The sequence below is a fragment of the Methylohalomonas lacus genome (genome assembly GCF_024808875.1).
GTDB lineage: Bacteria > Pseudomonadota > Gammaproteobacteria > Methylohalomonadales > Methylohalomonadaceae > Methylohalomonas > Methylohalomonas lacus.
On the sequence record NZ_JANUCT010000002.1, the window covers coordinates 19,089 to 45,713 of the forward strand.

The window sequence follows — 26,625 nt, forward strand, 5'->3', positions numbered from 1 at the left end:
AGCGAAGCCTGATCCGGGGAACAGACTTTCGAGGTTGTTGTGAGTAAAGACTGGATTGTTAATGAGGAAACCGGTGACCGGGTCGACTGGGTCGACTGCGATTTCACGCACCTGGCGACGCCCGGGGTCGTCGGATTGACGCCGTATCATCCGGGTAAACCGATCGGCGAGCTGAAGCGCGAACTCGGCCTCGACGACATCATCAAGCTGGCATCGAACGAGAATCCGCTGGGCCCGGGCGCGAAGGCGCTCGAGGCATTGAAGCAGTTGCCGGACCTGGGGCGTTACCCGGACGGTGGCGGTTTCAGTCTGCGTGCGAAACTGGCCCATCATCACGGCATGCGGCCGGATATGGTCACGCTCGGCAACGGCTCCAACGACATTCTCGAACTGATCACCCGGACCTTTGTCGCGCCCGGCGATGAAGTGATCTATTCGGATCACGCCTTCGCCGTTTATGCGCTTGCTTCACAGGCGGTGGGGGCAAAGTCGGTGGTCATACCGGCGACCGAGGATTACGGTCATTATCTGCGCGCCATGGCGCGCGCGGTGACCGAGCGTACCAAGGTGATGTTTGTCGCCAACCCGAACAATCCGACCGGCAGCTGGAGTACCGCGGCCGAGCTGCGGGATCTACTGGAAAGCGTGCCGGACCACGTGATCGTGGTGATCGACGAGGCCTACTTCGAGTATGCCGAGAACGTCGCCGATTATCCGAATGCCGCGATCTGGGTCAGCGAGATCGCGAACCTGGTGGTTACGCGGACGTTTTCCAAGGCACATGGCCTGGCCGGCCTGCGCATCGGTTACGGCCTGTCGCATCCGCAGCTGGCTGAATTGCTGAACCGGATTCGCCAGCCATTCAACGTGAACACACTGGCGCAACTGGCCGCGGAAGAAGCACTGAATGACAGCGAACATATGGCGCGCAGCGTGGCGCTGAACAACAGCGGCATGCAGCAGTTGACTACCGGTTTCGACAGCCTCGGTATTCATTATCTGCCGTCGCTGGGCAATTTCATCTGCATCGACATGGAACAGCCGGCGCATTCAATCTATGACCAACTGCTCAGGCGCGGCGTGATCGTCCGGCCGATCGACAACTACGGCATGCCGAACCACCTGCGCGTGTCCATCGGCCTGGAGGAAGAGAACACGCGTTTCCTGAAAACGCTTGCCGAAGTGCTGGGTAATTGACCATCGGTGATCGTCGCAGGTGATAAAGAATCCGCAAATCAACGCGAATGAACGCAAATTAGAGAGGAAAAGATGATGTTGCGGGGTGGTATGGTTCAACATAATTCGCGTGCATTGGCGTTCATTTGCGGACCTCATTAGATATTTAAACAAGGAACAACGTTGACAGAGAAGTTTTACATTGAACGCCTGACCGTCATCGGCGTGGGGCTTATCGGCGGCTCGTTGATCCGGGCGTTGAAGCGCGCCGACTGCGTCGGTCAGGTGACCGGTTGCGGCCGCACGCGCGAAGCGCTCGAACCGGCGCTGGAACTGGGCGTGATCGACCGGGCCGGCGACAGCGTCGCCGCGGCAGTGGCCGATGCCGACTTGGTGGTGCTGGCTACACCGCCGTCGACCAGCGGCGAATTGTTCGCCGCCATGCGCGAAGCATTACCGGAGCATACAGTTATCACCGACGTCGGCAGCGCCAAGGGCAGCGTCATCCAGGCGGCGCGTGATCACCTCACGGCCGAACAGTTCAGCCGTTTCGTGCCCGGCCACCCGGTGGCCGGCACCGAAAAAAGCGGTGTCGAGGCGTCATTCGCCGACCTGTTCGACGCCCATCGCGTGATCCTGACGCCGGTCAACGAAACCGACCCGGCGGCGCTGGCGATGGTGGAAACCCTATGGCAGCACGCCGGCGCCGAAGTGATCCGGATGCCGGCGCGCCAGCACGATGCCACGCTGGCCGCGACCAGCCACTTGCCGCACATGCTGGCCTACGCCCTGGTCGATTGCCTTGCCGGGATGGGCGAGCACCGCGACATCTTCCGTTACGCCGCCGGCGGTTTTGCCGATTTTACCCGCATAGCCAGCAGCAGTCCGCAGATGTGGCACGACATCTGTTTTGCCAACCGCGACGAACTGCTCGACGTGATGGCGCGTTTCCAGGAGCAGCTGACCACCCTGACCGCGGCGATCGAGAATGACGACCGTCAGACGGTGGTGAATATGTTCGAGCGCGCCAAAGCGGCCCGCGATCGCTTCAGCGACCTGCGTGCCGCCGGCGGCACGGTGGTGGGTAGCGGGGACAGCAGCGAATGAGCGCGCCAAAATCGCTGCGCTACCACGTGGGCCCGGGCGGCGCGCTGGTCGGTCGTCTGCGCGTGCCGGGAGACAAGTCGATCTCGCATCGCGTGGTCATGCTCGGTGCGCTGGCCAGCGGTGACAGCCACGCCACTGGCTTCCTGCAGAGTGAGGACACCCGTGCCACCATCGCCGCGTTTCGCGCCATGGGCGTCGTCATCGACGCGGACGGGCCCGGCGAGGTGCGTATCCAGGGGGTCGGCATGCACGGCCTGCGCGCTGCGACCCGGCCGCTGGATCTGGGTAACTCCGGCACTTCGGCACGCCTGCTTTGCGGTCTGCTGGCCGGCCAGGATTTCGCCAGTGATCTGACCGGCGATCGCTCGCTGACCCGGCGGCCGATGCTGCGCGTGGTCGAGCCGCTGCGCACTATGGGCGCGCGTATTGACACCAGCGACGCCGGCACGCTGCCGCTGCACATCGACGGCAGCCCGCTGCACGGCATCGACTACAGGCTACCGGTGGCCAGCGCCCAGCTGAAATCCTGTCTGTTGCTGGCCGGCCTTTATGCCGACGGCGAAACCGTCATTCACGAGCACACCACGACGCGCGACCACACCGAGCGCATGCTGGCTGCCTGCGGCTGGCCGCTGCGGCGCAACGACAGCGGCAGCCTGCATATCCGTGCCGGCGGCGAGCTGCAGCCGTTCGATCTGGAAGTGCCGGCGGATATCTCCTCGGCGGCGTTCTACCTGGTCGGTGCCAGCCTGGCGCCGGGCTCGGACGTGCTGCTGGAGTCGGTCGGTATCAACCCGACCCGTGCCGCGGTGATCGACATCCTCAAAATGATGGGGGCCGATATCGTGGTGGATAACCGGCGTGAGCTGGCCGGCGAACCGGTCGCCGATCTGCACGTGCGTTACGCGCCGCTGCAGGGCGTCAGTATCCCCGAGGCGCTGGTGCCGATCGCCATCGACGAGTTTCCCGCCATCCTGGTCGCTGCCGCAATCGCCGAGGGCACCACTGAGCTGCGCGGTGCCGCCGAGTTGCGGGTCAAGGAAAGCGACCGCATCCAGACGGTGGCCGACGGCCTGGCCACGCTGGGTATCGACACGCAGGTGCTCGAAGACGGCCTGATCGTCCATGGCGGCCGCCTGAACGGCGGCCATATCAACAGTCATGGTGACCACCGCATCGCCATGGCCTTCGCCATGGCAGCACTGGTGGCCGCCGGACCGGTCGAGATCGACGACTGCGCCAACGTCGCGACGTCGTTCCCGGGCTTCGTCGACGCCGCCCGCGGCCTGGGCCTGGATATCCGCGAGGTGCATTGATGGCCGATGAGTCCAGCAACGCCCCGGTCATTGCCATCGACGGGCCCAGTGGCACCGGCAAGGGGACGGTCTGCGGCCGCCTGGCGGCGCTGCTCGGCTGGCACCTGCTCGACAGCGGCGCGCTGTATCGCCTGGTGGCGCTGGTCGCCGAACGCAGCGGTACCGCCGGTAGCGACGAGGCGGGCCTCAGTCGCCTGGCGCGCGAGATGCCGCTGGAATTCGTCAAGGGCGAGGGCGAAACGCCGATCCGGGCGCTGCTGGACGGCGAGGACGTGACCGCCGCCATCCGCGCCGAATCCATCAGCCGGCTGGCCTCGGAGGTAGCGGCCCACCCGGGCGTGCGCCAGGCGCTGCTGATACGCCAGCGCGCCGCGCGCCGGCCGCCGGGGCTGATTGCCGACGGCCGCGACATGGGCACGGTGGTTTTCCCCGATGCACCGGTCAAGCTGTTCCTTACCGCGGGCCCCGAGGAGCGCGCCCGCAGGCGTTATAAACAGTTGAAGGACAAAGGAATTGGTGTTAATCTCCGCCAGCTTTCGGCTGAATTGGCCGAGCGGGACGCCAGGGACAGCGAGCGCGCAATATCCCCGTTGAAGCCTGCGACAGATGCCGTTGTGGTCGATACTACGGGTATCGACATCGAAACCGTGATGCAACGTGTGCTGGCGCAGGTTACCGAGAATATTTCCGACTTGCCTGCCACTGTAAAGTCTCATTGAACCGGGTTCGGGCAAAGGTCCGATCCTTTAATCCACCAACCAACATCAATTGAGCGTTCACACCGGGAGTTGGCCGTGTAGTTACGGTTGTGAACTGGGAATGAATTTTACATGAGTGAGAGTTTCGCCGAATTATTTGAACAGAGCCAGATCGAAACCAAGATGCGCCCTGGCACGATTATCAGTGCCACCATCGTTGAAGTCGACGGTGATATGGTCGTCGTTAATGCAGGTCTGAAATCCGAAGGTCTGATCCCGATCGACCAGTTTTACGATGAGCAGGGCGAGCTGGAAGTCGCCGTTGGCGACCAGGTTGATGTGGCGCTGGATGCCGTCGAGGACGGCTGGGGCGAAACCCGACTGTCGCGTGAAAAAGCCAAGCGCCTGAAGGCCTGGCAGCGGCTCGAGGAAGCACACGAAAACGGCGAAACGGTCACCGGTACGATTACCGAGAAGGTCAAGGGCGGTTTCACCGTCGATATCGAACGCGTGCGCGCGTTCCTGCCGGGCTCACTGGTCGACGTGCGTCCGGTCCGCGATACCTCCTACCTGGAAGGCAAACCGCTGGAATTCAAGGTCATCAAGATCGACCGCCGGCGTAACAACGTCGTCGTGTCGCGCCGCGCCGTGGTGGAAAACGAAAACAGCGCCGAGCGCGAAGCCCTGCTGGATCGCCTGACCGAGGGCGAGATCGTCAAGGGTATCGTCAAGAACCTCACCGATTATGGTGCGTTCCTGGATCTGGGCGGCATCGACGGCCTGCTGCACATTACCGACATGGCCTGGAAGCGGGTCAAGAATCCGTCGGAAGTCGTCAACATCGGCGACGAGATCGACGTCAAGGTGCTGAAGTTTGACCGCGAGCGCAACCGCGTGTCGCTGGGCCTGAAGCAGATGGGCGAGGATCCGTGGGAAAGCATTACCCATCGTTATCCGGAAGGTGCGCGGCTGCTGGGCAAGGTCACCAACCTGGCCGACTACGGCTGTTTCGTCGAACTGGAAGAAGGTGTCGAGGGTCTGGTGCATGTCTCCGAGATGGACTGGACCAACAAGAATGTGCACCCGTCCAAGCTGGTCCATGTCGGCCAGGAAGTCGAGGTCATGGTGCTGGACATGGACGAGGAGCGCCGCCGCATTTCGCTGGGCATGAAGCAGTGCCAGCCGAATCCGTGGGAAAACTTCGCTGCCACCCACAACAAGGGCGAGCACGTCACCGGTACGATCAAGTCGATCACCGACTTCGGCATATTCATCGGCCTGGACGGCGGTATCGACGGCCTGGTGCACCTGTCCGACATTTCCTGGAACGAGACCGGCGAAGAAGCCATTCGCAAGTATTCCAAGGGTGACGAGATCGAAACCGTGGTTCTGTCGGTGGATGCCGAACGCGAACGCATTTCGCTGGGTATCAAGCAGCTGGAGCGCGATCCGTTTACCAGCTACACCGCCGAACACGGCAAGGGTGAAATCGTCAAGGGCAAGGTCGGCGAAGTTGACCCGAAGGGCGCTGTGATTCATCTGGAGGACGGTGTCGAGGGCTATCTCAAGGCCAGCGAAATTTCCCTGGACAAGCGCATCGACGATGCCCGTCACGAACTCAACGAGGGTGATGACATCGAGGTCAAGATCACCAACGTTGATCGCAAGAAGCGTTCCATCAGCCTGTCGATCAAGGCCAAGGACAGCGACGACGAGCGTGCCGCGGTGCAGGACTATGCGCCGAGCGAGGGCGGTGGTGCCAAACTGGGTGATATTCTTAAAGAGCACCTCGAAAACAAGTAAGACAGTGCATTATCAGGGCGGCACCCGAACGGGTGCCGTCACGAGTACGGGGCCGGCGGGTGTGTTGTGAAGCCCGGCCGGGGAGGCAGAATAATGCAGTCACTCGCACTTCATCTGTAACTGGCGGGATGCAAAGCCGAGGGGAACAACGATGACCAAGTCAGAGCTGATTGAATCATTATCGCGGCGTCAGGCCCAACTGGCCTATAAGGATGTGGAACTGGCCGTGAAGACGATTCTCGAGCACATGGCCAATACCCTGTCGGCGGGTGAGCGTATCGAGATCCGCGGTTTTGGCAGCTTTTCATTGCACTACCGGCCGCCACGTGTCGGTCGCAATCCGAAGTCCGGCGATCCGGTGTCTCTGCCTGCCAAGTACGTACCACACTTCAAGCCCGGCAAGCAGCTGCGCGAACGCGTGGATCAGTTCCGCCAGGAACAGGATGATGCCCGGCAAAGCGAATCCCAGGCCAGCTAGTAGCAGCTGTCCGTAACCGCCTGTTGCCCGTCGGCAGTCGCCTATTCCGGAATAATGGTGCTCGACGGGGTCCCGTCTCTTGTCTTGACGCAAGCCTCTGCGTAAGGTTGGTCCTATCTGTAGCCCATATAGCCGGGCGCGCCGCCCGTTGTCGGGTGTGTCGACGCCGGTCGTTGAATGAGGGTGCGCTGGCCCTTGTTTCAACCTTATTGAAGGAGGTCCCATGTCGCGTCTTTTGAAACTGAGTCTTGTGCTGGTGGTGTTTCTCATCGGTCTGGCGTTTCATTTGCGAAACGATCAGTTCGTCAATTTCAATTATTACCTTGGCAGTTTCGATCTGCCGTTTTCCTTTTTCATGGTGCTGGCATTGGCGCTCGGTGCCGTCCTCGGCGTGCTTGCCTGCATGCCACTGGTGCTGACGCTCAAGCGTGAAAACATGAAACTGTCGAAGCAGGCATCGCTGGCGGCGCGCGAGATCAATAACTTGCGGGTCATACCGGTCAAGGATTCGCATTGATAACCGATCACACCCTGATCCAGTACTTCCTGCTCGCTCTACTGCCGGTCGCCGCCTGGTCCGGCTGGTGGGTGGCGCGCCGTCATTACCAGCGCGGTGAAGGCAAACACGGCCGGGGCATTCACCCGGAGTATTTCAAGGGCCTGAACTATGTCCTGAACGAACAGCCGGACAAGGCCATCGAGGTCTTCATCAAGATGCTCGAGGTCGACAGCGAAACGGTCGAGACGCACCTGGCGCTGGGCAACCTGTTCCGCCGCCGTGGCGAGGTCGATCGCGCCATCCGCATCCACCAGAACCTGATTGCGCGGCCGACCCTGGACAGGGAGCAGCGTGCCCTGGCGCTGCTGGAGCTGGGCATGGACTACATGCGCTCCGGCCTGCTGGACCGCGCCGAGAGCCTGTTCGAGGAGCTGGTCGAAACCGGCAGTTACTCGGTGCAGGCCTTCCGCGAATTGCTGGACATCTACCAGCAGGAAAAGGAGTGGGACAAATGCATCACTACCGCGCGGCGGCTGGAGACGACCTCGGGCGAGCGCCTTGACCCGGTAGTGGCGCAGTACTATTGCGAGAAGGCCGAGGAACTGCGCGACCAGGGCCAGCATCGGCCGGCGCGCGACAATATTCGCCGGGCATTGGCGATCGACCCGAACTGCGCCCGGGCCAGCTTTCTCGAGGCCGAGCTGGCGCAGCTGTCCGGCAAGCTGCGTCACGCCCTGCGTGCCTACAAACGCATCGAGAAGCAGGATCCCGAGTACATGCCGGAAGTGATCCCGCTGCTGCTCGACTGTTACCGCCAGCTCGACAAGCTGGACGAATGCACCGCCTATCTGCGCGACGTGCTGGACCGCGACGGCGGTATCACCACCATGCTGACGCTGACCGATCTCATCGCCCAGCGCGAGGGTGAGGAAGCCGCGGCGGAATTCATTACCAGTGAATTGCGCAAGCGGCCGTCGGTGCGCGGCCTCGAGCGGCTCATCGCCTATGCCCTGGAACAGGCCGAGGGCCGCACCCGTGAGAGCCTTATCACGATTCGCGAACTGACCGCGAAACTGCTTGAGAACCGGCCCGTCTACAAGTGCTACCACTGCGGCTTTGTCGGCAAGTCGCTGCACTGGCAATGCCCGAGCTGCAAGCAGTGGAACACGATCAAGCCGATTCACGGGGTCGAGGGTGAGTAAAACCGAACCACGCATCATCGTCGCGCTCGATTACGCCGACGCCGAACCGGCGCGGCAGCTGGCCGCACAGCTGGACCCGGCGCGCTGCCGGCTCAAGGTCGGCAAGGAGCTGTTCACCGCCAGCGGTCCGGCGCTGGTGGGTGAGTTGGTTGAACGCGGTTTCGGCGTATTTCTCGATCTGAAATACCATGATATCCCGGCGACGGTTGCGGCCGCCTGCCGGGCCGCTGCTGGCCTGGGTGTGTGGATGGTCAACGTCCACGCCAGCGGTGGCCGCCGCATGCTCGAGGTCGCCGCCGAGGCCGTCCGGGGCGCCGACCGGCGGCCGTTGCTGACCGCCGTGACGGTACTGACCAGCCTGTCGGTGGAGGAATTCGCCGAGCTCGGCTACCAGCGCGACATCGACGGCCAGGTTACCGCGCTGGCCGATCTCAGCCGCGATTGCGGCCTCGACGGTGTCGTTTGTTCGGCGCGCGAGGCGGCATCGCTGCGCGGTCGCTTCGACCCGGCATTCCGGCTGGTGACGCCCGGCATCCGGCCGGCCGGCAGCGATGCCGACGATCAGCGGCGTATCATGACACCGGCCGACGCCGTCCGAGCCGGCGTCGATTACATGGTGATCGGCCGGCCGATCACCCGCGCGGCGGATCCGCTCGCCGTTCTGGGTGCCATCGAACATGAAATCGAAACCGCTGTCGAGGAAGCTGTGTGAGTCAGAAGTCCGCGCGTTGCAGTCCACTTAACCCGCCCGCCGTTCCCGCCATAGGCAGCAGCAGTGACTGGAGCCGGCTCGCCGGCAGCAGCCGTGCGCTGGCACTGGTGCAGCTGGCCGCGCAGGCCGAGCGCCCGCTGCTGGTGCTGACGCCGGACAGCCTCAGTGCCCAGCGACTGGCCGACGAGCTGCGTTTCTACCAGGGCGCGGCCGGCGACTGGCCGGTGCTGTTCTTTCCCGACTGGGAAACGCTGCCGTACGACATTTTCTCGCCTTACCAGGACATCATCTCCGAGCGCCTGGCGACGCTGGTGCGCCTGCCGGACATCGAACGCGGCATTCTGGTGGCACCGGTCAACACCGTCATGCACCGGCTGCCGCCGCGCGAGTACCTGCTGGCCCACAGTCTCGACCTGCAGGTCGGCCAGCAGCTGGACATCGACGCCTTCCGCCGGCGCCTGGTCGACAGCGGCTACCGGGTGGTGTCGCAGGTCATGGAACATGGCGACCTGGCAGTGCGCGGCTCGATCATCGACCTATACCCGATGGGCACGCGTGAGCCCCTGCGCATCGACCTGTTCGACGACCAGATCGATACCATCCGCGTGTTCGATCCGGAAAGCCAGCGCTCACAGGAGACCGTCAATGAGGTACGCGTGCTGCCGGCACGCGAGGTGCCGCTGGTTGATGACGCCATCGCCCGCTTCCGCGCCAACTGGCGCGCGCGGTTTGCCGGCAACCCGAGCAATTGCCCGATCTACCGCGATGTCAGCCAGGGACTGGCGCCGGCCGGCATCGAGTACTACCTGCCGCTGTTCTACGAGGAGACGCAGTCGCTGTTCGACTACATGAGCGACAGCGCCGTATTGGTGGAGGTCGATGATGTCGGCGAGGCGGCCAGCGGCTTCTGGGACGACATCGAATCGCGCTATGAGTCCGGCCGTCACGACGTCGAGCGGCCGCTGTTGCCGCCGGAGACGATGTTCATCAGCCCGGCGCAGCTCGAGGAACGCGCCGGCCTGCACAGCCGCATCCGCATCCATACCGTCGGCGGGCCGGACGCGGCGCAGGCGTTTGCCGCCACGCTACCGGCCAAGATGCCGATCGACGCCCGTGCCAGCGACCCGCTGGCACTGCTGCGCCGCTTTATCGACGAATTCGACGGCCGTCTGCTGCTGGTCGCCGAATCCGGCGGCCGGCGCGAGACGCTGCTGGAACTGCTGCAGCAGCACAGACTGAAACCGGCCCTGGTGGATGACTGGCCGGCGTTCCTGCACGCTGACGCGCGGCTGGCGTTGACCGTCGCGCCGCTGGAGCAGGGCGCACAGCTGGACGATCCGCGCATCGCCGTCATCGCCGAGTCGCAGCTGTTCGGCGAGCGTGCCCAGCAGCGACGCCTGCGTCGCCGCGGCAAGCGCGACCCGGACGCCATCATCCGCAATCTGACCGAGCTCACCGAGGGCGCGGCCGTCGTGCATGAAGAGCACGGTGTCGGCCGTTACGTCGGTCTCGAGCGGCTGACCGTTAACGCCATCGAGTCCGAGTTCATCACGCTCAGCTACGCCGAGGGCGACAAGCTGTACGTGCCGGTGACCAACCTCGATCAGATCAGCCGTTATACCGGCACCGATCCCGAACACGCACCGCTGCACAAGCTCGGCAGCGGCCAGTGGGAGAAGGCACGCCGCAAGGCCGCCAAGCGCGTGCACGACGTGGCTGCCGAACTGCTCGATCTCTATGCCCGGCGTGCCGCCCGCGAGGGCGTCAGCCAGGCGATCGATGACGACGCCTACCAGGCGTTCGTGCAGGGCTTTCCGTTCGAGGAAACCGCCGGTCAGCAGGAAGCGATCGATGCGGTGCTCGGCGACATGAAGAGCGCCAAGCCCATGGACCGGCTGATCTGCGGCGACGCCGGTTTCGGCAAGACCGAGGTGGCGCTGCGCGCAGCGTTTATCGCGGTACAGAACGGCTACCAGGTCGCGATACTGGTGCCGACGACACTGCTCGCCCAGCAGCATTACCAGACGTTCCGCGATCGCTTCGCCGACTGGCCGGTGAAGGTCGAACTATTGTCGCGGTTTCGCAGTGCCAAAGAACACACGGCCGCGCTCAAGGGGCTGAAGGACGGCCAGGTCGACATCGTCATCGGCACGCACAAGTTGCTGCAGTCGAACGTGCAGTACAAGCGGCTGGGTCTGGTGATCATCGACGAGGAACACCGCTTCGGCGTGCGCCAGAAGGAAAAGATCAAGGCCTTGCGCAGCGACGTTGATATTCTCACGCTGACAGCGACGCCGATCCCGCGCACGCTCAACCTGGCACTGTCGGAGCTGCGCGACCTGTCAATCATTGCCACGCCACCGCAGAAGCGCCTGGCGGTGAAGACCTTCGTGCGCGAATGGGACGATGGCCTGATGCGCGAGGCCCTGCTGCGCGAGATCAAACGCGGCGGCCAGGTCTACTTTCTGCACAACAAGGTCGAGACGATCGAGAAGACCGCCGAGCAGATCGAGGCGCTCATGCCGGAGGCACGCGTACAGGTGGCACACGGTCAGATGCCGGAAAAACAGCTCGAACAGGTGATGCTGGATTTCTACCACCGGCGCTTCAACGTGCTGGTGTGCACGACCATTATCGAAACCGGCATCGACGTGCCGAGCGCCAATACCATCATCATCAACCGTGCCGATCGCTTTGGCCTGGCGCAGCTGTACCAGCTGCGCGGCCGCGTCGGCCGTTCGCATCACCGTGCCTACGCCTACATGATTGTGCCCTCGCGCAAGGCGATGAGTGCCGACGCGGTCAAGCGGCTGGAAGCGATCGAATCACTGGAAGAGCTCGGTATCGGTTTCACCCTGGCGACGCACGACCTGGAGATCCGCGGTGCCGGCGAAATTCTCGGCGAGGACCAGAGCGGCCAGATGCACGAGATCGGTTTTGGTCTGTACATGGACATGCTGGAACGTGCCGTCGAGGCACTCAAGGCCGGCAAGCAGCCGCAACTGGATCGGCCGCTGGACACCGGCACGGAGATCAACCTGACCCTGCCGGCGTTGCTGCCGGAAGACTATCTGCCCGACGTCCATGCCCGCCTGATCCTGTACAAGCGCATCGCCTCGGCAGCGGATATCGAGGAACTCAATGATCTCAGGGAGGAGGTTGTCGATCGTTTCGGTCCATTACCGGAGCCGGCGGCCAACCTGTTCCGCCAGACCCAGCTGAAGCTGAAGGCGAAATCGCTGGGCGTGCGCAAGATCGATATTGGCGCCCAGGGCGGCCGTATCCAGTTCGATCAGGACAATGCCGTAGTCGACCCGCAACGCCTGGTCCAGCTGCTGAAGCAGCAGCCACAGATGTATCGCTTCGATGGCCCCGACAAGCTGCGCATCATGGCCGACACTTCAGAGGTCGATACGCGCTTCAAAGTATTGCATGATTTACTCGACGAACTCGCAACCCGGGATGCTGCCTGAATGTGCCGCCAACGATTACTACCCCTGCTGACGCTGCTGGCGCTGGCCCTGTTTCATCAGCCGCTGACGGCTGCCGACTATCGCTATCACGTGGAAGTCATTGTCTTCGAGCACTTGAACATGAATTCCAGTGAAAGCTGGCCGCCGGAGGATGAACGCCCGCGCTGGGACAATGCCCAGCGTATCTTCGCCGGCGACAGTGACAGCCGTTTCAACCCGCTTTCGTCAGGTAGTTACCGGATGTCCGGTGTCTATCGGACCTTGCGTTCGGCACAGGCCTACCGGCCGCTGCTGCATGCGGCCTGGATACAGGATGGTCTGCCGGCGTCGCGCGCCCGGGCCGTTTATCTGGAAAGCGACGGCGGCCAGGTCGAGGGGCAATTGAAGCTGGAGCAGTCGCGTTTTCTATACGTTGATCTGGACCTGATCTACCCGTTCGGCGATCGCGACGGACGTTACGCCCGCATCAAGGAACGGCGCCGCCTGAAGCTCAAGGAACTGCATTACTTCGATAACCCGGTGTTCGGCGCGATCGTGCGGGTGACGCGGGCCGGGGGGTAATTGGTGACTGGTGATAGGTCATTAGTGATTAGCAGGTCCGGCTGCTGTGAAATCGGATTGAAATCCGCGAATTCTTCAGACCATGTTTCGCCGACTGAAGTCGGCTCCTGCAGGTTGGGTGGTTAACTGGTTATCGGTATTGAATTATTTCCTTGACGCTGGAACGGTGGCGGTCACGCTTTTTTAATCACCAATCAATTGTCGTGTTCCAGCAAGGGAATGGCCGCTTCCAGCAGCTGCACGACGTTCTGCATGCCGGAATCCAGTGTCAGACGGATGGACTCCATGGTAATCGCCTCGCTGCCGCGGCCGGCGCCCCAGTTGGCGACCACACAGACGCTGGCGTAATTGATATCCATCTCCCGGGCCAGCGCCGCTTCCGGCATGCCGGTCATGCCGACCAGATCGCAGCCATCGCGCATGAGCCGGTCGATCTCGGCGGTGGATTCCAGCCGTGGACCCTGGGTGGCGCCGTAGGTACCGGCGGCATAGATCGGCAGTTCGGCCTGGTCGCCGGCCTGGATCAGCAGGCGCCGTAGCGGTTCGCTGTAGGGCTGGGTAAAGTCTATGTGCGTGACGTGCGCGAGCCCGTCCTCGAAGAAGGTGTGGCCACGGCCCCAGGTGTAGTCGATGATCTGATCCGGAATTACCAGTCGGCCCGGATACATCTCATCCGTAACGCCGCCAACCGCGTTGACGGCAATGATGTCGGTGATGTTGTTGGCCTGTAGCGCCCAGATGTTGGCGCGGTAGTTGACCTTGTGGGGCGGGATCGTATGCGGATTGCCGTGGCGCGGCAGAAACAGCAGTTCGTGTCCGGCGTAGGTGCCGAAAGTCAGGAATCCCGACGGTTCGCCGTAGGGTGTCTTGAAAACCTGCTGTCCCGTGATGGTCAGCCCCGGCAATGCGGTTAGCCCGGAACCCCCGATGATGGCGAGTTGTGTCATCTACATTCCCTTTACGGCATAAATTTCCGGCAGGTTTCTCATATAGCCCTTGTAATCCATGCCACAGCCGAAGACGTAACGGTTGGGGATGGTCAGGCCGGTGAAATCCGCCTGTGCCAGGCCGCTATCGCGGCGGACCTGCTTGTCGACCAATACGGCGGTCAGTACTTCCGCGGCGCCGGCATCATGACAGGCACTGACGATCTCGCGCAGGGTGTGACCTTCATCGAGTATGTCGTCAATCACCAGGATACTGCGACCCTGAATATCAGTAGGCGGTTTCAGCCATTCTAACGCGCCACCGTGCGTTTTTTCACGGTAGCGGGTCGCGTGCAGGTAATCGACCTGCAGCGGGAAATCAAGTCGCGCCATGATTGCAGCGGTGGGCATGATGCCACCGATCAGCACGCTCAACAGCAGCGGATTGCTATCCCGCAGGCGGCTGGCGATGGCTACCGCCATGCTGTCGTAGGACGCATTGACCTGTTCTGTCGTGAACAGACGTTCGGCTTCAGCACGGACCTGTTCGATTTCTGTCAGAGTTACTTTGTTTTCAGTCATGCTCGCGATCATCAAGTTGGTTCCTGCCGGCGTAGTCGCGGGCGAACTGGGAAGCAACGCGGCCACTGCGCGAGCCATGTTCCAGTGCCCAGCGCAGCGCCTGTTGGCGTATTTCATCGTCAAATTCAGCAATACCCTGCTGATTGAGCCAGTATTGCACAATGGTCAGGTAATCATCCTGGGAAAATGGGTGAAAAGCCAGCCACAGTCCGAAGCGCTCGGACAGCGATATCTTTTCTTCCACGGCTTCGCTGTGATGCAGTTCACCATCGATGATCTGACTGGCCTGGTTGTCGCTCTGGTATTCCGGCAACAGATGGCGTCGGTTCGAGGTGGCATATATCAGCAGGTTATCGGGCATGCGGCTGAGGCTACCGTCGAGCATGACCTTCAGTGCCTTGTAGCCCGGATCGCCGGATTCAAACGACAGGTCATCACAGTAGATGATGTAGCGGTGGTCTCTGTCCGGCAACGCGCCGGCAATCTCCGGCAAGTCCTTGAGCAGGCCTTTTTCCACTTCGATAAGGCGCAGGCCCCGGTCACTGAAATCGTTCAGTAGTGCCTTCAGCAGCGACGATTTGCCGGTGCCGCGCGGCCCCCATAACAGGGCGTTGTTCGCCGGCAGTCCGGCGAGGAACTGGCGCGTGTTGCGGACCAGTTTTTCCTTTTGTGCATCGACGCAGAGCAGATCGTCGAGTTGAACCCGGCTGATATGCTCTATAGCCTGTAACTGGCCGCGATAGCCGCGCTGTAGCCAGCGGTAAGCCGGGCTGTCTGTCGGCGGGGCCGGCGCCTGCACTTCGGGGAACAACGCCTCGACGCGGTCGAGCAACGCATTGGCGCGGTTAAAAAAACGGTCCTGTTCTGACATGTCTGATTGCTTTGCTTGGGCAGCGCAGAACTCTAACGAATTTTGTCCCGGACAGGAATAGCACGTCCCCGGATCGAACGCGCTTTTCGGCGTGACAGGCGTTACACTGTGCCTATCATGAGACTCGTTACCACCCGGCGCTGGCTCAGGCGGCTGCTATACGTGGCAGCATTACTACCCGCGTTGCTGCTATCGGTTGGCATGGCCGATGAGGCAACGGAACAACGCCAGCCGATCGCACTGGAACTGACCGTTGCCGATGCCATTGGTCCGGCCATCAGTGACTATATTCTGCGTGGCCTGGACAAGGCGCGGCAGCGGCAGGCTGAACTCGTCGTCATAAAACTGGATACGCCGGGCGGCCTGGATGCCAGCATGCGCCAGATCAACCAGGCCGTTATCGATTCGCCGATCCCCGTGGCCACCTACGTCCATCCGGCCGGTGCCCGCGCCGCCAGTGCCGGCACCTACATGCTATATGCCTCGCACATCGCGGCAATGACGCCGGGGACCAATCTTGGTGCGGCGACACCCGTGCAGTTGGGCGGTGGCATGCCGGGTCAGCCGGAACCGAATGGCGGCGAGCGCCAGCCCGGCGATGCCAAGTCGGCGGATGACAATGGCGATGACGAGACCGGAGGCGACGCCATGTCGCGCAAGATGGTCAATGATGCGATTGCCTACATTCGCAGCCTGGCCGAACTGCGCGAGCGCAATGCCGACTGGGCCGAGCAGGCGGTGCGCGAGGCCGCCAGCCTGTCCGCCAGTGAGGCTGAGGCACAGAATGTGATCGATTTGGTCGTGGGCAGCACGGCCGAGCTGCTGACGCAGATCGATGGCCGCAGCGTCATGTTGGGTGACAGGAACGTGACGCTGGATACCGCCGGTCTCGCCGTGGAAAGCTTTGACCCGGACTGGCGCACCGAACTGCTGGCTATCATTACCAATCCGAACATCGTCTACCTGCTCATGCTGCTCGGTTTCTACGGCCTGATTTTCGAACTGGCCAATCCCGGTTACATACTGCCGGGTGTGGTCGGCGCCATTTGCCTGATTCTGGCGCTGTACGCGGTGCAGGTGTTACCGGTCAATTATGCCGGCATGGCACTGATACTTGTCGGTCTCGCATTCATGGCGGGTGAGATGTTCGTACCCAGCTTCGGCGCGCTTGGTATCGGCGGTCTGATCGCGTTCGTCATCGGCTCGGTTATCCTGTTCGATGCCGATGCACCAGGTTATGAACTGTCGCTGTGGATGATCGGCACCGCCGCAGTGCTGTCCGGTCTGCTCGTCATGGCGGCCATGGGGCTTCTGATTCGTTCGCACCGGCGCCGCGTGGTCAGCGGCAGCGAGGAGATGATCGGCAGTAGCGGTCGGATGCTTGAAGACTGCCAGGGTCAGGGCCGGGTGTTCGTGCATGGCGAAACCTGGCAGTGTCATAGTCATGAATCATTACGTGCCGGTGACAGTGTGCGTGTAGTCAGCCGCCGGGGATTGATACTCGAAGTCGAGCCTTACAAGAGCGAGGAGAGCTGATATGTCTGTAACCATGTTTGTTGTTATTGCCCTGTTACTGTTTATCTGGTCGGCCTTTTATGTCCTGCGCGAATACGAACGCGGGGTTATTTTTACACTGGGGCGTTACACCGCCGTAAAAGGCCCGGGCCTAACGTTTGTCTTTCCGTTGATCCAGCAACTGGAAAAGGTGGACCTGCGCATCATCACCATGGACGTGCCGAGCCAGGACGTGATTTCGCAGGATAATGTCTCGGTGAAAGTAAATGCGGTGCTGTATTTCCGGGTTATCGATCCGGAGCGGGCGATCATCCAGATCGAGAATTACCACATGGCCACCAGCCAGCTGGCCCAGACCACGCTGCGTTCAGTGCTCGGTAAGCACGAACTCGACGAGATGCTGTCGGAGCGTGACAAGCTCAATACCGACATCCAGGGGATTCTCGACGAGCAGACCGACAGCTGGGGTATCAAGGTGTCGAACGTGGAGATCAAGCATGTTGACATCGACGAGAGCATGATCCGGGCGATCGCCCGCCAGGCCGAGGCCGAGCGTGAACGTCGGGCGCGGGTTATCAATGCCGAGGGTGAACTGCAGGCGTCGGAGAAGCTGACCCAGGCAGCCGAGGTGCTGGGCCGCAATCCGCAGGCGATGCAACTGCGCTACATGCAGACGCTGGCGCAGATTGCCGGTGACAAGAGTTCGGTTATCGCCTTCCCGCTGCCCCTGGACATGCTCAAGCCATTGCTGAACATGGGCGCACAGAAGAATCCGCAGCAGGGCCTGTAATTTCCATGTAAAACAATAACGTAAGAGCGTGGATGGGATACCGCGGGGCGGCGGGGAAACCGCGGCCGGCTTGTGCCGGTCGAACCGGGACCGTGTATCCCCGGGCATGCAAGCGTCTCCGGTTTTTGCTAATCTGATGCGCTTTGGCGGGTGTTCGTGCCTGAATAGAGAGTTGCCTGGCAGCCCGGATACCGTTTCCCGAACCCGGTAGAACGCGATTAAGCGCTACAACATCAAGAATGACGAGAGAGGATTGAGATGTTTACCAATAACATGACGATCAAAGGCTATGACGACGAGCTCTGGCAGGCGATGGAAAATGAGGCTACGCGCCAGGAAGAGCACATCGAGCTGATCGCGTCGGAAAATAATACCAGCCCGCGGGTCCTGGAAGCGCAGGGATCTGTGCTGACCAACAAGTACGCCGAGGGTTATCCGGGCAAGCGTTACTATGGTGGCTGCGAATATGTCGATGTCGTTGAACAGCTGGCCATCGACCGTGCCAAGAAACTGTTCAATGCCGACTGGGCCAATGTCCAGCCGCATTCCGGTTCGCAGGCCAACGGCGCTGTTTACAATGCCTTGCTCCAGCCGCACGACACCATCATGGGTCTGAGTCTGTCTGACGGTGGACACCTGACGCATGGTGCCAAGGTTAATGTCTCCGGCAAGACTTACAACTCGGTGCTTTATGGCATCAAGCCGGATACTGCCGAGATCGACTACGATCAGGTTGAACAGCTGGCGCTGGAGCACAAGCCGAAGATGCTCATTACCGGTTTCTCGGCCTATTCCCGCATCCTCGACTGGAAGCGTTTCCGCGAGATCGCCGACAAGGTCGGCGCCTACATGTTGGCCGACATCGCCCACGTCGCCGGTCTGGTTGCCGCGGGTGTCTATCCCAGCCCGGTGCCGTACGCCGACATCTGCACGACGACCACGCACAAGACCCTGCGTGGACCGCGCTCCGGCATCATCTTCGGCAAACAGAACGACGAGATTGAGAAGAAGATCAACTCGATGGTGTTCCCGGGCTACCAGGGTGGTCCGTTGATGCACGTTATCGCCGCCAAGGCGGTCGCCTTCAAGGAAGCCATGGAACCGGACTTCAAGGCCTATCAGGAGCAGGTCGTGAAAAACGCCAAGGTCATGGCGCAGGCCTTCATCGACAAGGGTGTGAAGATCGTCTCCGGTGGTACCGACGATCATCTGTTCCTGGTTGATCTGGTCGACAAGGGCATTACCGGCAAGGCGCTCGACGCCGCACTGGGCCAGGCCAACATTACCGTGAACAAGAATGCCGTGCCGAATGATCCGCAGTCCCCGTTCGTCACCAGCGGCATTCGTATCGGTACCCCGGCCGTAACCACCCGTGGTTTCAAGGAAGCCGAGTGCAAGCAGATCGCCGACTGGATATGCCAGATCATCGATAATATCGAGGACGAGGCCACCATCAAGCGCGTCAAGGGCGAGGTGCTTGAGCTGTGCGGCCGTTTCCCGGTCTATCCCAAGTAAGCGTCAGGCAACTGACTGTCGGGGGTGAACGGTTACAACCGGGCCTGCAACGTCAGGTCCCTTCATTAATCGCCGTCGAACAGGCCGGTGGTCGTGGTGACCACCGGCTGTTACCGGTGTCTTCCTAGCGGGGCGGATCATGCGCTGTCCGTTTTGCGCCAGTCTGGATACACGGGTTATTGATTCTCGCCTGGTGGGCGAGGGTGAACAGATCCGGCGACGGCGTTCGTGTAACGACTGTCAGGCCCGGTTTACGACCTATGAGACGGCCGAGCTGAATATGCCGCGCATCATCAAATCCGATGATCGGCGCGAGCCGTTCAAGGAAGACAAGCTGCGTGGCGGTATTCTCAAGGCACTGGAAAAACGGCCGGTCGAGATGGACAAGGTCGAGGTCGCCGTGTCGCATATCAAGCAGCAACTGCAGTCGTATGGCGATCGCGAAATTCCATCGCTGAAGCTCGGTGAATGGGTCATGGATGAGTTGCGTGCCCTGGATCAGGTCGCCTACGTGCGCTTTGCTTCCGTGTACCGTTCCTTCGAAGATGTGCGCGCTTTCCTGGAGGAGATCGAACGTCTGGAAAACGAGCTGCCACCCGAGTTCCAGGAGAACCAGTTAAAGCTGTTACCGCCCGACGGCAGTGGTAACGACGGCGGCAACGAGCAGTAAACCGGCTTGCCTGTGGAGTTTTCCGCCCCGGATCACCGTTACATGGCGCGGGCGCTGCAACTGGCGCGGCGTGGCCTGTACACGACGACGCCAAATCCGCGCGTCGGCTGTGTCATTGTGCGTGAGGATCGGATCATCGCTGAGGGCTGGCACGAACACGCTGGTGGCCCCCACGCCGAGATCAATGCCCTGGGCGCCTGCCGCGAGCAGCCGGCCGGCGCTACGGTTTACGTCAGCCTGGAGCCGTGTTCGCACACGGGCCGCACGCCGCCGTGCAGCCAGGCGCTGGTCGACGCCCGGGTAGGGCGCGTTGTTGCCGCCGTCGGCGATCCCAATCCGGCCGTCAGCGGCCGCGGTCTGCAGCAGCTTGAGGCCGCCGGCATTGCGACCGCCTGCGGTCTGCTGGACGGTCCGGCAGAGCAGCTCAACCGCGGCTTTTTCAAGCGCATGCGCGAGGGCTTGCCGTTCGTGACCGCCAAGCTGGCCATGAGCCTGGACGGCCGTACCGCACTGGCCAGTGGCGAGAGCCGCTGGATCACCAGTGGCGCCGCGCGCCAGGATGTCCATCGCCTGCGGGCACAGAGCTGCGCGATCCTGACCGGCAGCGGCACGGTACTGGCCGACGATCCGCAACTGACGGCACGGCCGAACGGCGCGCTGGCCGCACGCCAGCCACTGCGCGTCATACTCGACAGCCAGCTGCGACTGGCGCCGACCGCGGCGCTGCTGCACCAGCCCGGTCAGACCCTGGTATTCACCACGGCGGCCGCGGATGCCAGCAAGCAGGCGCAACTGGAACAAGCGGGTGCCGAGGTCGTGCGTCTTCAGGCAACGGATCGTACCGAGCGCCTGCACACCGCGCTACACTGGCTGGCCCATGAGCGTGGCATCAACGAAGTCATGGTCGAGGCCGGTGCGATGCTGAATGGCAGCCTGCTGCAGGCGGGACTGACCGATGAACTGGTGGTCTACATGGCACCCCTGTTGCTGGGGCCGGACGCGCGTGCCGCCCTGCAGCTGGCCGGTATCGAGCAGATGCAGCAACGTCTGAACCTGAAAATGATCGACAGTCGCCGCGTCGGTCAGGATTTGCGCCTGACCTATTGTCCCTGCGTGACAGCTGCCGGCAACGCGGACTGAGGCACCACGATGTTTACCGGAATTGTTGAAAGCATAGGTCGTATCATCGAGCTGGACAGCCGGGCCGAGGACGCACGGCTGATTATCGATACCGCCGACCTGGAACTGGCGGATATGGCGCTGGGTGATAGTCTGGCCGTCAGCGGCGTGTGCCTGTCGCTGGTCGAAAAGCACGATCGCAGCGTCGTGGTCGATGTTTCCGCCGAGACGTTGCGCTGCACGACCCTGCGCGATTTGCACCGCGACAGCCGCGTGAATCTCGAGCGGGCGCTGCAGCTTGGCGAGCGCCTCGGCGGCCATCTGGTCAGCGGTCACGTCGACGGTGTCGGCACGGTGGTGAGTCGCGACCCGGTCGGCGAATCCCTGCAGCTGCAGATCCAGGCGCCACGTGCGTTGGCCCGCTATATCGCGGTCAAGGGCTCGATCTGCGTCGATGGCGTCAGCCTGACGGTCAATACCGTGAGCGGCGCTGAATTCAGCGTCAATCTGATCCAGCACACACAGGCGGTGACAACACTGGGGGCGCTGGAGCGCGGCGCCAGTGTCAATCTCGAAGCTGACATGATCGCTCGTTACCTGGAGCGGCTGCTCGGCGAACGCTAGCTGACGGGCCATGCGCAGTGGCTAGGCGGGTTTGATGATTACTGAATCCCGCTGAGCGGGTATAATCACGCGTTTACGCCGGCGCCTGGCCGGTCCCATTCGAACACGCCCGGTTGTCATGATGCGGGTGATTGCAGAAAACAGCTATGTCTCTGAACCGACCCGAGGAACTGATTGAGGCGTTACGCGCCGGCCAGATGGTCATTCTCATGGACGATGAGGATCGTGAGAATGAGGGCGATCTGGTCATGGCGGCAGAATGCGTGCGCCCCGAGGATATCAATTTCATGGCGCGCTACGGGCGCGGACTGATCTGCCTGACGCTGACCAAGGAACATTGCGAGCAGCTCAAGCTGCCGCTGATGGCGAGTAATTCGCCGACCAGTCACGGCACCAACTTTACCGTGTCTATCGAGGCAGCTGATGGCGTGACCACCGGCATTTCTGCGGCCGACCGCGCGGTTACGGTGCAGAGGGCGGTGGCGTTGGATGCCAGGCCATCCGACCTGGTGCAACCGGGCCACGTGTTTCCGCTCATGGCGCATCCGGGCGGCGTATTGGCGCGTGCCGGTCACACCGAAGCCGGTTGCGATCTGGCCCGGCTCGCGGGTTACCGTCCGGCTGCCGTGATCGTTGAGATCCTGAATGAAGACGGGACCATGGCCCGGCGCCCCGATCTCGAGGCCTTTGCCCACGAGCATGATTTGAAATTCGGCACGATCGCGGATCTGATTCACTACCGAATCAGTAATGAAAAAACCGTGATGCGTGTTGCCGAGACGCCGTTGCAGACCGAGTTCGGTGAATTCCGGCTTATTACCTATGAGGACAGTATCGACAAGGATCTGCACATGGCCCTGGTGAAAGGCGATATCGAACCGGAAAAACCGACACTGGTGCGGGTGCATATCGAAAACCCCGTCGCCGATCTGACCGCGGCGGTCAGTGACCAGTTTGGCTGGCCGTTACGCGATGTGCTCAAGCGTATTGGTGAGGCCGACGCGGGAGTGGCCGTCATTCTCTGTAACCAGGTGCAGAACAACGAGATTATCCGCCAGGTCGAGAGCCTGGCCAGCTATGCTGACGAACAGGTGCCGGTGCCACGTGCAAATATTCGTGACCTGCGCACGATTGGTCTCGGTGCACAGATACTGGCCGATGTTGGTGTGCGCAAGATGCGCGTCCTGAGTGCGCCGAAACGAATCCATGCCATTTCCGGCTTCAACCTGGAAGTGGTGGAGTATATCCATGACTGAAAAGAATATGAGCGAACAAAAAGGCCGCGCTGCGGCGACAGGCAATCTCAACGTCGAGGACGCACGCATTGGTATAGTCGCCAGCCGCTTCAACAGTTTTGTGGTGGACCGCCTGGTTGCGGGTGCCGAGCAGACCCTTGCCGAACATGGCATCGGCAATGACCGGATAACCATCCTGCGCGTACCGGGGGCGTTCGAACTGCCACTGGCGGCGAGCGAACTGGCCACGACCGGGTGCTGCGATGCCGTGATCGCACTGGGTGTAGTGATCCGTGGTGAAACCGCGCATTTTGATTACGTCTGCTCGCAGGCTTCCGCCGGACTCATGCGTGTCAGCCTGGATCACGGTCTGCCGCTGGGGTTTGGCCTGCTGACCGTCGATACCGAGGCGCAGGCACTGGCGCGAGCCGGCGATGAGGATAACAAGGGTTGCGAGGCCGTGCAGGCGGCGCTGGAAATGCTCGCGCTTAAGCGCGACGTACGCCGATGAGCCTGATACCGGCTCCGTTTTCACGTCGCGCCCGCGAACGCGCCCGGCGCACCGCCTTGCAGGCGCTTTACGAGGTCCGTCTGAGCGCCAAGTCGGTGGCGGAAATACTCAACCGCTATGTCGATGATCCGGCACTCAAGCGTGCCGACAAGAACTACTTCCGTACGCTGGTCAAGGGCGCTTGCGAGCAGCACAGCGAACTTGATGAACAGATCGAACCATTGCTGGATCGACCATTAAAGGAAATCGATCCGGTCGAACAGGCAATATTGCACATCGCCGTGTACGAATTGTTGTATGAAACCGATATGCCGCCGCGCGCGATCATCAATGAAGCCGTCGAACTGGCAAAGATGTTTGGTGCCGAGGAATCGCACAAGTACATCAACAGTGTGCTCGACAAGGCAGCGCGACGTATCCGGTTTGAACAATTTGGTGTGAAACAGTAGGCACGTGAGAAAGCGTTAATGAACGCAACAGAAAAGTCATCTTGGTTTCAAAATAATCCTGTTTATTAAACGTGTCAGCTTAAAAGCCAGTTTTATGATTTGCGTTCATTCGCGGACAGCATTCAATGAACGAATTTGACCTCATCCGCCAGTACTTCCGGCGCGATATCGACGATGTCGCTGTACGCGTGGGTGTCGGCGATGACGCCGCCGTTTTGCAGGTACCTGACGGTTACGAGCTTGTCGTGACGATGGACACGCTGGTCAGCGGCGTTCACTTCGCTGCCACGGCAGCACCAGCCGATATTGGCTGGAAGGCACTGGCGGTCAATCTCAGCGACCTGGCGGCGATGGGCGCTGAACCGCGCTGGATTACCCTGGGGCTGACGTTACCGCAGGCCGATAGCAACTGGCTGGCAGGATTCAGCCAGGGCTTTTTTGACCTGGCAGAGCAATTTAGTGTCGGCCTGGTAGGTGGCGATCTGACCCGTGGGCCGTTGACGATCACGGTACAGGCACACGGTTTGGTGCCGGCGGCGACAGCGATTACGCGGAGCGGGGCGCAATGCGGTGATTTGCTCGCCGTTAGCGGTTATCTGGGCGATGCCGGTTACGCGCTGACCGGCAGCGGTGCTGCTGATAACGATGCTGATTACTTCCGGCAACGCCTGCATCGGCCCCATCCACCGGTCGCCGCGGGAATGTCTGTACGCGGACGCGTCAACGCGGCCATCGATATATCCGACGGACTGCTGGCCGATAGCGATCACCTGTTGGCAGCAAGCCGCCTTGGCGCCGTCATCCACACCGACCACATCCCGATCAGTCCGCAGCTGGCCGCTGCCTGCGATCGGCAGACGGCCCTGCAACTGGCATTGACCGCCGGTGATGACTACGAGTTATGCCTGGCTCTGGCCGCCGCTGCCGAAGATGACGTGCGCACAGCGCTGCGTGCCGTCAACCGTGAACTGTATGTGCTAGGCTGCCTGCATGAAGGTTCGGGCGTGCAGCTTGAACCGGCAGTAGACGGGCTCAGTCAGTCCGGTTATGCGCATTTCTAGGTACCACTGACGTCAGCCGTGAACGGCGAGGAGCGCGATACCATGTTATCAACACGGAGTAGCACACAGGGCTCCGCCCTGATCATGCTGCTGTCGGTCATGCTGATCGCAACTCATGTGACTGCAGTTCATGCTGCCGAGTATGGCAGCGATATCCGTATCAAGCCGTTACTGGAAACGGACCGTACCGTTGTCGGGCAGACGCTGGATTTCAGTGAATTATCGACGGCCGAAGTCAGGGCAGTACGAGTTGTCATTCCGCCCAACACCGAAACGGGCTGGCATGTTCATGACATTCATGCCTTTGCCTACGTATTAAGCGGTACGGTGACGGTTGAATTCGAAAATCATGAACGCCGTACCTACACGGCCGGGGATGCCTTAGCCGAAGCTATCAATACGCCGCATAATGGCTTCAACCATGGCGATGAAGATGCCGTTATCGTGATGTTTGCCGTTGGCGAACCGGGTGCGCCACTCAGCCGGATGCTGGAACAGCGTCCCGACTAGCTGTCGTCGTCGGTTTCCGACAGGTCCGGATTATAACTGGGAATGCCGGCGGTGATTTCCTTGTTGCGACGCTGGGTCTCTCGTCGCATTTCCTGGCGCATCTTGGCCGCCTCGTAAAGTTTCTTGTCGAACTCGTTGTTGAATTTCAGCGGCGGTGCCGGCGTCGGTTTGCCGTTTTCGTCGAGTGCTACCATGGTGAAGTAACAGGATACGGCGTGGCGCTTTTCCTTGTTACGCAAATCCTCGGTAACCACCTTGACGCCGATCTCCATCGACGTACGGCCAACGTAGTTGACATGGGCACGGAATGAAACAAGCTCGCCGACCTTGATCGGTTCCTTGAAGCTGACCTGATCCAGTGACAGCGTAACCACGTACGTGCCGCAATAGCGTGCGGCACACGCATAGGCCACCTGGTCGAGCATCTTCAGGAGTGCGCCGCCATGGACATTGCCGGCAAAATTGGCCATGTCCGGCGACATCAGCAGCGTCATGTACAGTGTCTTTTCTTGCGACATACTGCGCACTCTCGTACGAATATTTCAGGAATTCAAAAGGCTGACAACAGCCGGCTACAACTGGAAATAGCCGGACCCCTGCAGGCGTTGCATTTCTGCAGCCGCATAGGGAACACGATCGATAAAGGTGGGTATATCGTCTTCCTGGTAGCCATGTTCCTGCATGGCACGTTGACAGATTTTCAGGTCGATGACTTCAAGTGCATCCAGACGCGCGGCCAGGTCGACCAGTTCCTTGTTCTGTTCATAATTGTCCTTGGCAAACCAGTCAATATCATGGTCGCTCAGAATCAGCGCGAGCTCCAGCTTCTCGGTTTCCGGTGCGGCCACGGTGACCAGTTCATCGGCTCGCTTGAGAAAAGCGATGAATTCTTCCCGGCTGCGCTGCGATACGTCGAACAGATACTGGTTCTGGGCGATGCTGAATTGCGGGTTGCTGCGATCATCGGGCGCGGTCGATTGTGTCTGCCGTCGATCGGCCGGTGAGCGCTCGGCGGTCGCCGGGTCATGCCTGGCCAGCAATTGCGGCTCGGGCGCATTGAGCGTCGCCGTCGCGCCCGCGCCGGTCTGGTTGGCCGCTGAGGCGTCGCCGTCACAGCCGCCGAGCAGGCCCGGCAGGGCCAACAACAGGCAAATTATGGCGCCGGTATGGTCACTGAATCGGGAAACGGACATGTTGGCATGAAACCATAATTGGCTATTTT

General features: G+C 61.3%; 27 protein-coding genes. 22 read left to right on the forward strand and 5 right to left on the reverse strand.

What is annotated here, in order from left to right; genetic code table 11:
* The first annotated feature begins 39 nt into the window (after positions 1 to 39).
* The 11 genes from hisC (at position 40) to J2T55_RS01425 (ending at position 13,025) form a co-directional block, all read left to right on the forward strand.
* Positions 40 to 1,197: a histidinol-phosphate transaminase gene (gene hisC, locus J2T55_RS01375; protein WP_259053787.1), complete on the forward strand. Its 1,158-nt coding sequence runs from the start codon at positions 40 to 42 to the stop codon at positions 1,195 to 1,197.
* Between the two features lie 162 nt (positions 1,198 to 1,359).
* Positions 1,360 to 2,283: a prephenate dehydrogenase gene (locus tag J2T55_RS01380; RefSeq protein ID WP_259053788.1), complete on the forward strand. Its 924-nt coding sequence runs from the start codon at positions 1,360 to 1,362 to the stop codon at positions 2,281 to 2,283.
* The gene (gene aroA / locus J2T55_RS01385; RefSeq protein ID WP_259053790.1) at positions 2,280 to 3,599 is read left to right on the forward strand and encodes a 3-phosphoshikimate 1-carboxyvinyltransferase; all 1,320 of its coding nucleotides are present in this window, start codon (positions 2,280 to 2,282) and stop codon (positions 3,597 to 3,599) included. The genes J2T55_RS01380 and aroA overlap by 4 nt, the downstream gene beginning before the upstream one ends.
* Positions 3,599 to 4,318, forward strand: coding sequence for a (d)CMP kinase (gene cmk / locus J2T55_RS01390; RefSeq protein ID WP_259053791.1), 720 nt, complete (start codon positions 3,599 to 3,601; stop codon positions 4,316 to 4,318). The genes aroA and cmk overlap by 1 nt, the downstream gene beginning before the upstream one ends.
* Positions 4,319 to 4,429: 111 nt before the next feature.
* Positions 4,430 to 6,100, forward strand: coding sequence for a 30S ribosomal protein S1 (rpsA, locus tag J2T55_RS01395; protein WP_259053792.1), 1,671 nt, complete (start codon positions 4,430 to 4,432; stop codon positions 6,098 to 6,100).
* 151 nt (positions 6,101 to 6,251) lie between these two features.
* Positions 6,252 to 6,578: an integration host factor subunit beta gene (locus tag J2T55_RS01400; RefSeq protein WP_259053793.1), complete on the forward strand. Its 327-nt coding sequence runs from the start codon at positions 6,252 to 6,254 to the stop codon at positions 6,576 to 6,578.
* Positions 6,579 to 6,801: 223 nt separating this feature from the next.
* Positions 6,802 to 7,095 carry a LapA family protein gene (locus J2T55_RS01405; RefSeq protein WP_259053794.1) on the forward strand — a complete coding sequence of 98 codons (294 nt, stop codon included), beginning with the start codon at positions 6,802 to 6,804 and terminating at the stop codon, positions 7,093 to 7,095.
* Positions 7,092 to 8,279 carry a lipopolysaccharide assembly protein LapB gene (gene lapB / locus J2T55_RS01410; protein WP_259053795.1) on the forward strand — a complete coding sequence of 396 codons (1,188 nt, stop codon included), beginning with the start codon at positions 7,092 to 7,094 and terminating at the stop codon, positions 8,277 to 8,279. Before J2T55_RS01405 ends, lapB begins: the two co-directional genes overlap by 4 nt.
* Positions 8,272 to 8,991 (forward strand): orotidine-5'-phosphate decarboxylase, encoded by a 720-nt coding sequence (gene pyrF, locus J2T55_RS01415; protein ID WP_259053796.1) that lies wholly within the window; start codon positions 8,272 to 8,274, stop codon positions 8,989 to 8,991. Before lapB ends, pyrF begins: the two co-directional genes overlap by 8 nt.
* Entirely contained in the window at positions 8,988 to 12,464 is a 3,477-nt protein-coding gene (mfd, locus tag J2T55_RS01420) for a transcription-repair coupling factor (protein WP_259053797.1), read from the forward strand. The genes pyrF and mfd overlap by 4 nt, the downstream gene beginning before the upstream one ends.
* Positions 12,465 to 13,025, forward strand: a complete 561-nt coding sequence (locus tag J2T55_RS01425; protein WP_259053798.1) for a peptidoglycan binding protein CsiV — start codon at positions 12,465 to 12,467, stop codon at positions 13,023 to 13,025.
* A gap of 194 nt (positions 13,026 to 13,219) precedes the next feature.
* Here the strand turns inward: J2T55_RS01425 and J2T55_RS01430 are convergent, their stop codons facing one another.
* The 3 genes from J2T55_RS01430 to J2T55_RS01440 are packed head-to-tail and all read right to left on the reverse strand — an operon-like array spanning position 13,220 to position 15,404.
* Positions 13,220 to 13,972: an S-methyl-5'-thioinosine phosphorylase gene (locus tag J2T55_RS01430; protein WP_259053799.1), complete on the reverse strand. Its 753-nt coding sequence runs from the start codon at positions 13,970 to 13,972 to the stop codon at positions 13,220 to 13,222.
* On the reverse strand, positions 13,973 to 14,533 hold the full coding sequence (locus J2T55_RS01435) for a hypoxanthine-guanine phosphoribosyltransferase (RefSeq protein WP_259053801.1): 561 nt from the start codon (positions 14,531 to 14,533) through the stop codon (positions 13,973 to 13,975).
* A complete protein-coding gene (locus J2T55_RS01440; protein ID WP_259053802.1) occupies positions 14,526 to 15,404 on the reverse strand; it encodes an ATP-binding protein in 879 nt (292 codons plus the stop codon). The genes J2T55_RS01435 and J2T55_RS01440 overlap by 8 nt, the downstream gene beginning before the upstream one ends.
* A 117-nt stretch (positions 15,405 to 15,521) precedes the next feature.
* On the opposite strand from J2T55_RS01440, the gene J2T55_RS01445 reads away from it, so the two are divergent.
* From J2T55_RS01445 to J2T55_RS01495, 11 genes are all read left to right on the forward strand, one after another.
* A complete protein-coding gene (locus tag J2T55_RS01445) occupies positions 15,522 to 16,940 on the forward strand; it encodes an NfeD family protein (protein WP_259053803.1) in 1,419 nt (472 codons plus the stop codon).
* A gap of 1 nt (position 16,941) precedes the next feature.
* Positions 16,942 to 17,709: a slipin family protein gene (locus J2T55_RS01450; protein WP_259053804.1), complete on the forward strand. Its 768-nt coding sequence runs from the start codon at positions 16,942 to 16,944 to the stop codon at positions 17,707 to 17,709.
* 258 nt (positions 17,710 to 17,967) lie between these two features.
* Positions 17,968 to 19,224 carry a serine hydroxymethyltransferase gene (glyA, locus tag J2T55_RS01455; RefSeq protein ID WP_259053805.1) on the forward strand — a complete coding sequence of 419 codons (1,257 nt, stop codon included), beginning with the start codon at positions 17,968 to 17,970 and terminating at the stop codon, positions 19,222 to 19,224.
* A gap of 139 nt (positions 19,225 to 19,363) precedes the next feature.
* Positions 19,364 to 19,894, forward strand: a complete 531-nt coding sequence (nrdR, locus tag J2T55_RS01460) for a transcriptional regulator NrdR (RefSeq protein ID WP_259053806.1) — start codon at positions 19,364 to 19,366, stop codon at positions 19,892 to 19,894.
* Positions 19,895 to 19,906: 12 nt separating this feature from the next.
* Positions 19,907 to 21,034 carry a bifunctional diaminohydroxyphosphoribosylaminopyrimidine deaminase/5-amino-6-(5-phosphoribosylamino)uracil reductase RibD gene (ribD, locus tag J2T55_RS01465; RefSeq protein ID WP_310521958.1) on the forward strand — a complete coding sequence of 376 codons (1,128 nt, stop codon included), beginning with the start codon at positions 19,907 to 19,909 and terminating at the stop codon, positions 21,032 to 21,034.
* Between the two features lie 9 nt (positions 21,035 to 21,043).
* Positions 21,044 to 21,637 carry a riboflavin synthase gene (locus J2T55_RS01470; protein WP_259053807.1) on the forward strand — a complete coding sequence of 198 codons (594 nt, stop codon included), beginning with the start codon at positions 21,044 to 21,046 and terminating at the stop codon, positions 21,635 to 21,637.
* A 146-nt stretch (positions 21,638 to 21,783) separates the two neighbouring features.
* Positions 21,784 to 22,893, forward strand: coding sequence for a bifunctional 3,4-dihydroxy-2-butanone-4-phosphate synthase/GTP cyclohydrolase II (ribBA, locus tag J2T55_RS01475; protein WP_259053808.1), 1,110 nt, complete (start codon positions 21,784 to 21,786; stop codon positions 22,891 to 22,893).
* Positions 22,886 to 23,383, forward strand: a complete 498-nt coding sequence (ribH, locus tag J2T55_RS01480; RefSeq protein ID WP_259053810.1) for a 6,7-dimethyl-8-ribityllumazine synthase — start codon at positions 22,886 to 22,888, stop codon at positions 23,381 to 23,383. Before ribBA ends, ribH begins: the two co-directional genes overlap by 8 nt.
* Complete coding sequence (gene nusB / locus J2T55_RS01485; protein WP_259053811.1) at positions 23,380 to 23,832, forward strand: transcription antitermination factor NusB; 453 nt, start codon at positions 23,380 to 23,382, stop codon at positions 23,830 to 23,832. The genes ribH and nusB overlap by 4 nt, the downstream gene beginning before the upstream one ends.
* A 125-nt stretch (positions 23,833 to 23,957) precedes the next feature.
* The gene (gene thiL, locus J2T55_RS01490; RefSeq protein WP_259053812.1) at positions 23,958 to 24,893 is read left to right on the forward strand and encodes a thiamine-phosphate kinase; all 936 of its coding nucleotides are present in this window, start codon (positions 23,958 to 23,960) and stop codon (positions 24,891 to 24,893) included.
* A gap of 42 nt (positions 24,894 to 24,935) precedes the next feature.
* Positions 24,936 to 25,403 carry a cupin domain-containing protein gene (locus tag J2T55_RS01495; RefSeq protein ID WP_259053814.1) on the forward strand — a complete coding sequence of 156 codons (468 nt, stop codon included), beginning with the start codon at positions 24,936 to 24,938 and terminating at the stop codon, positions 25,401 to 25,403.
* On the opposite strand, the gene J2T55_RS01500 is transcribed toward J2T55_RS01495, so the two are convergent.
* Both J2T55_RS01500 and J2T55_RS01505 read right to left on the reverse strand, forming a co-directional pair.
* Complete coding sequence (locus J2T55_RS01500; protein ID WP_259053815.1) at positions 25,400 to 25,921, reverse strand: acyl-CoA thioesterase; 522 nt, start codon at positions 25,919 to 25,921, stop codon at positions 25,400 to 25,402. The two genes, J2T55_RS01495 and J2T55_RS01500, sit on opposite strands and share 4 nt — an antisense overlap.
* Before the next feature lie 54 nt (positions 25,922 to 25,975).
* Positions 25,976 to 26,596 carry a DsrE family protein gene (locus J2T55_RS01505; RefSeq protein WP_259053817.1) on the reverse strand — a complete coding sequence of 207 codons (621 nt, stop codon included), beginning with the start codon at positions 26,594 to 26,596 and terminating at the stop codon, positions 25,976 to 25,978.
* Between the last annotated feature and the right edge of the window lie 29 nt (positions 26,597 to 26,625).